Origin of the sequence: Paenibacillus cucumis (ex Kampfer et al. 2016) (assembly GCF_019748695.1) — a bacterium.
GTDB lineage: Bacteria > Bacillota > Bacilli > Paenibacillales > Paenibacillaceae > Paenibacillus > Paenibacillus polysaccharolyticus.
In genome coordinates this window covers 1-6513 of the sequence record NZ_JACLIC010000065.1, presented here as the reverse complement: position 1 = coordinate 6513, position 6513 = coordinate 1, and the positions used below count along the sequence as shown (strand labels likewise).

Annotated in this window: 2 protein-coding genes; both read left to right on the top strand. The window is 38.6% G+C overall.

What is annotated here, in order from left to right; all coding sequences use genetic code 11:
* The first annotated feature begins 92 nt into the window (after positions 1–92).
* Positions 93–1028, top strand: coding sequence for a phosphopantetheine-binding protein (locus tag H7T88_RS28440; RefSeq protein ID WP_337250460.1), 936 nt, complete (start codon positions 93–95; stop codon positions 1026–1028).
* 156 nt (positions 1029–1184) lie between these two features.
* On the top strand, positions 1185–6513 hold a 5329-nt coding region (locus H7T88_RS28435; RefSeq protein WP_221791730.1), incomplete at its 3' end, for a non-ribosomal peptide synthetase.

The window sequence follows — 6513 nt, the reverse complement described above, 5'->3', positions numbered from 1 at the left end:
GCTACTACGTATCGAGCAAAGAGGTGGAGGAAGCCGAGGTACGGAGGCACTTGCGCGTGAAATTGCCAGACTTCATGGTACCGAGCCAGGTGATGAGATTGCAGGCGCTCCCCCGGACATCCAGTGGCAAGATTGATCGTAGCGCACTTCCGATCCCGCAAAGGCTTAGCGAAAACGTTCATACTGATTTCCTAGTAGGTACTGTAGAATTTTATTTGTCTAAGATTTGGAAATCCGTTTTGAACATCGATGAAATTGGAATCAACGACAACTTTTTTGACTTAGGAGGGAATTCTCTATCACTGTTAAGCTTATATGCTGAAATTGAAAAGATTTATCCCAATCGATTAAAGGTCATTGATCTTTTTCAATATCCAGACATCTATACTCTATCTTTTTATTTAAAAAATGTTTCGCAAGGCGGGCAAAAATTAAAGCTACAATCAACCGTGGTACCTGTTGATTATATTGAGGGTTCCCGACATAATGCTGAATCTAGCGTATGGAAATATACATTATCCGCAGATTTAACAAAATCGCTGGTAAGTTACGCTAATACAGAAAAATTAACTTCTTTGGCCCTTTTACAGATTCTGTTTGCCATAACATTAAACAGTATTTCTCAGAGTCAACCAATATTCGTTCAGACGGTAACAGACGAGGCGAAGGGAAAGGAACTCCAGTTTCATTTCTCAGATGGAGATGAATTCTCTGACTTAGCTGATCAATTGAAAGTAGAATTGGCGAAAGTTGATAATATTTATCAGCTTGAAGATATCAAAGTTGATCATAAATCTGAGAGTGGATTAATATCAGCGATTTTTTCCAGAGATTCAAGCCCGAAGAATATGAAAAGTGAATTATACGATTTTTTTATTGAAGTAAATGAGAGTTCCGTGACTCAGCCAATCGAGTTTATTTTTGAGAATCGTTCAGCAAAATTCAAAACTCGCTATGCAGAGGCTTTTTTCAAAAAGTTCATAGGACTGGTGCAACTTTTATCAAGGCAAATGCAGGTTAAGAATTAATGGATTAGGAGTCTCGAGAATCCTTAGTTATGGTCAGGATATTTTTTAATGAATTTTGAAAAGTCAGGGTCTTATTTATGCGCTCGCATGGAATTCTTATACGAATTTCATGCGAGCAAATATGCTACATGTCAATTATGAAGGAGGGATGGTCGGATGTTTGATTTTAAAAGCGTTAATTTCGACCAATTAGAAAATGAAGTAGACCAAATTGATATTGTTTCTAGTCCCGATATTGCGATTATTGGGATGTCTATTAAATTTCCTCAGGCTCCTGATGTTCATACTTTCTGGAGAAATATATCAGAGGGTAAAGATGCGGTTACCACTGTTTCACATGATCGCAAAGAAGACTTAAAACAATTAATTGCTTACCATCCCGCTTTAAGAACGATGGATTTAGAGTTTGATCGAATGAACTACTTGGAGGATATTGATAAATTTGATTATGGATTCTTTAACATTTCCCCTAATGAAGCTGATTTGATGGATCCTCATCAAAGGCTCTTTGTGGAGACAGCGTGGCATGCTATAGAAGATGCGGGGTATGGGGGCACAAAGCTTTCGAATTCCAATACAGGAGTGTATGTGGGTTACAGTCCGTCTAATGTTACTTATAGTCGCTTTGTTTCTGAAATGTCGCCTGAGTCAGGATATTTGTCCTTTGTTGGGAACGTTTCTTCTGTTATTGCAAGCAGAATAGCATATCTAATGAATCTTAAGGGACCTAGTATTATGGTGGATACGGCTTGTTCTTCATCATTGGCCGCGCTTCATCTTGCTTGTCAGGGACTTCGAGCGGGAGAATGTGAGCAGGCGATTGTAGGAGGTGTTGCTTTGAATTTATTCCCTCTTCATCTTGAAGGTGAGGAAGGAATTGGGATCGAGTCAACCGATGGACAAACGAGATCATTTGATGATCTAGCGGAAGGTCCCGGTGGTGGAGAAGGCGTTGGAGCTATTATGTTAAAGCCCCTTCATCGTGCAATTCGGGATAAGGATAACATTCATTCCGTCATTAAAGGAAGCGCATGGAATCAGGATGGGAAGTCAATCGGGCTTTCAGCCCCGAGTCCAGTTGCTCAGGCTGAAGTAATTATGAAGGCTTGGGAGAACGCTGGAGTTCGACCTGACTCAATTTCTTATATTGAGGCACATGGCTCTGCAACAAAGCTTGGCGACCCAATTGAAATTGAAGGAATCACAAAAGCTTTTCATAATTACATAACACTTAAGCAACACTGTGGTGTTGGATCAGTGAAATCAAATATCGGTCATTTAGGTGCTGCAGCCGGACTGGCAGGGCTCATTAAATCGGTTTTGGCTATGAAAAATAAAAAGCTTCCGCCGTCTTTGAATTTTTCTAAGCCTAATAGGAACATAAATTTTATGAATTCCTCAGTATATGTAAATACAAATCTGACTGATTGGGAGGTTGATGGCCCCCGTAGATGTGGAGTCAGCAGTTTTGGAGTGAGCGGTACCAATGTTCATGTCGTTTTAGAGGAGTATCAAGAGCAAGAGACATCTCTGAGCTTATCTCGACAGGATGTTCCCTTCTACTTAGGAATTTCTGCGAAAGATGAAGAAGATCTGAGTAATATTTTCCAGTCTTATGATACGTTCTTAAAGCGCGGTCAGGTTGACTTGGCTAATTTTTGCTATACAGCTAATACGGGGAGGGGGCAAGAGATACTCCGGGTTTTGTTTTCATTCAGAAATATTAAAGAGCTTTGTGATCAATTAAATGCAGTACTCTCAGGATCCAATGTTAAACAAGCGGTGAAAGGCATTTATTATCCCAATCATAGTGAATTTGATACTGAGCTCCCGCCTGTCACTAGGGATTTTTTAGCTGGAAAGTCAGCAGACTGGGAGTTGTTTTATGCACCACAAGAAACGAGGAAGATCTCCATTCCTGTCTATCCCTTTAAAAGAACAAGATGCTGGGTCAAACCAAAGGTGAATGCTCCAGCTCTGTCTAAATATATAAAAAATGCTGAACTGCCTGTAGATGAAATTGAGCCGACTGATGGTGATGAGACCTTACAACAAATGATTGTGTGTATATGGAAAAATGTGCTTGGATATAATACGATCCGCGAACAGGATAACTTCTTTGATCTGGGTGGAGATTCAATCTTAGCTATGAAAATTACGAACCAGATTAATAAGAAACTTTCGCTTAAAATAGAACCGGTTACACTGTTGTCCCATCCTATAATGGTCGATTATCTCCAGGCAATAGAAGAGAAAACTCATGTCCGTGGAACTGAAGATCATCATACTGCCATATTACCGACAAATGATGCGAACTGCTATCCTTTATCACTTATGCAACAACGAATGTTTATATTGAATCAACTTGATGAAAAAAGTATTAGCTATAATATACCGTTGGTAGCACATGTTAAAGGAAACTGGGATAAAGCAAGATTCCAAGAGGCGATCCAACGATTAGTCGATCGGCATAAAATTTTGCATACGCGATTCGGAATAGTTGAAGGAGAACCAGTTCAATTATTGCACAAATTTGATATCGAGATAAATTGTTTTAAAGCAGCCTCAAAAGAGATCCAACCAATCATAAACCAATTTGTCAGACCCTTTAATATTTTCGAGGAACCTTTATTTAGAGTGAGTTTAGTCGAAATTTCTTCAATTCACCACATTATATTAATTGATCTCCATCATATTATTGCTGATGGCACATCAATGGGGATCCTTATACAAGAATTTATTGCATTGTACGAAGGGCAGACTCTTCTTCCGCCAGTTCTATCCTATCCTGATTTTGCTGTTTGGCAAAAAAATGAGCAATTGAAAGAGAGGTACAACAACAACAAGTCATACTGGCTCAAAGTTTTCTCTGAAACAGCACCCGTTTTAGAATTAACAACAGATTTTCCTCGTACAACTCCAAGAAAGCAAAATGGAGAGCGTATAGTTTTTTCACTTGATGCTAAATTATCAGAGAATTTATTGCATCTTGCAACAGAATCTAAAATGACTCTATTTATGATCTTGTTATCCGGACTTTATATTGTTTTGCAAAAATATACACATCAAGAGGATATTGTTATTGGTTCGGCAGTATCTGGCAGATATCATCCGGATACGGAAAATATGGTTGGTATGTTTGTAAATACTTTGCCATTAAGAGGAAAGCCAAGTACGGATAAGCTTATTTCTCATTTTCTTCACGAAATTCAGGAAGTGGTCTTAGGAGCATTACAAAATCAATCCTATCCATTTGATGAACTGGTTGCTGATTTGAAATTAGAACGTGATAACAGTCGTAATCCATTGTTTGATGTTATGTTTACCATGCAAAACTTACATGTGGAGAATAAAGATATGGGTGATGTCACAATCATTCCTGAAGTCTTATTCAACAAAACCTCAAAGTTTGATTTGAATATTTCAGCTACGGAGAGCAGAGGAACTATCCAATTTGTTTTAGAATATTGTACAGATTTGTTCACTCCACATACCATAAATCAGATCATATCTCACTTAGTAAATGTCTATGGAGAAATCGTGGTTAAAAAAGATATGCGCATTTCAGATATTCAAGTTATGTCAGAAATTGAGCATCAGCAGATACTTCTAGGATTTAACAGTGAGAGTATTAAATTAAAGGAATATTCTATCCATCAAGTTTTTGAACAGCAAGCTGCGCTTATACCGGATCAAGTGGCAGTCATCTATGATCAGGCTAATGTCACATATGCTCAACTCAATCAGAGGGCGAACAATGTAGCAAGAATTCTTAAGGCAAAGGAGATAAATACAGGCTCCGTTGTTGCGATAATGGTTGAACGTTCTTTGGCAATGGTTATTTCCATGTTAGGTTCGTTAAAGGCAGGAGCGGCTTACCTTCCGCTTGATCCTGACTGGCCGGCTGAACGTATTCGTTTCGTGCTAGAAGACAGTGGAGCAGAAGTGTTACTTATTCAAGAAAAGTTTGCGAGTAGCTTTACGTCTGATGTTGATTTGATAGTTTTAGATGAAATTGTAGGAGAAGATGGAGTGTTATCTCCTGAATTGGATCATAGCTCTGTCGATTCTCATGAGATGGCATATATTCTTTATACTTCCGGGACTACGGGCACACCTAAAGGAGTTATTGTCGAGCATAGGAATGTCGTTGACTATATTTATTCGTTCTACAGCGACATACCAGAGTGGTCCAAAGATTCGTTACGGTTCGCTCAGATTGCCCCTTACTATTTTGATGGCTCTATAAAATCGATTTTTGGGGCAATCCTAGGAGGGCATACGTTATATATAGTTCCTGAGGAAATACGCAGTGATCCGGATAGTTTGACGAGTTTCGTAAGAAATAATCAGATTCAAGTCATGGATATGACTCCTTCCTTAGTTAATCTTTTTCTTGAAAGTAATCTTTCGGAAAAATTGCAGGTAGAGACTTTATTTATTGGCGGAGAACCCTTATATGCAGGAACCATAAGACAATTTATGGAGAATCTTATGGAAGAAACAGTTATCTACAATGTGTACGGCCCAACGGAGACGACTGTAAACGCAACTAAACATCGGATAGTACGCAATCAAATTCTAAGTGATCAAGTGAGCGGTATTGTTCCAGTGGGCAAGCCGCTACCTAACCGAAAGCTATATGTGGTTGACGAAAATATGAAGATTGTACCTGTTGGAGTTTCAGGGGAATTATTAATTGGAGGATCAGGTGTTGCCAGAGGGTATTTAAATAATTCGCAAATGACAACAGAGAAATTTATTGATAGCCCTTTTCAGCCAGGAGATCGGTTGTATAAATCGGGTGATATAGTTAAGTGGCTTTCGGATGGTTCCATTCAGTATATTGGTAGATCCGATGATCAGGTGAAGGTTCGCGGATACCGTATCGAACTTCAAGAAATTCAGGCACACATGCGTCAAATGCCCTTTGTTAAGAATTCTTATGTAACTGTAGTTAAAGGGTTGTTAGGGGAAAATGATCTTTGTGTATACTTTGTTCCTAGTGATGGTGATGTCTTGGCTTCCAATATCCAAAATAGACTTAGTCAGTTTTTGCCAGGGTATATGGTGCCCACACATTATATTGCATTGGATAAAATACCGTTACTCAGAAATGGAAAGGTTGACAAAGAAGCTTTGCCTGGGCCTACCTTTTTCCACAATGTTGATTCAAAGGTGATACAACCGCGCGATGTATTAGAGCACGAACTTGCTTCTATCTGGAGAAAAGTGCTACACGTTGAAAATATAAGTGTTTATGATAATTTCTTTTCAATGGGTGGAAATTCTTTGAAAGCTATTTTATTAAAATCATCACTTTCAAAAAAATTAAATATCGATATAGTGTTAAGTGACATTTTTAAATACACTACAATTGAAAGTTTAGCGAACCATATTCGTACAGTTGACAATACTGAATATGTTTCTATCCCCAAAACAGAAGAACTCTTAACGTATCCCCTCACTTCTTCGCAGCAACGGA

Coding starts and splice junctions, on each gene's coding strand:
- H7T88_RS28440 (WP_337250460.1), top strand. CDS start 93: ATGAGATTGCAGGCGCTCCCCCGGACATCCAGTGGCAAGATTGATCGT.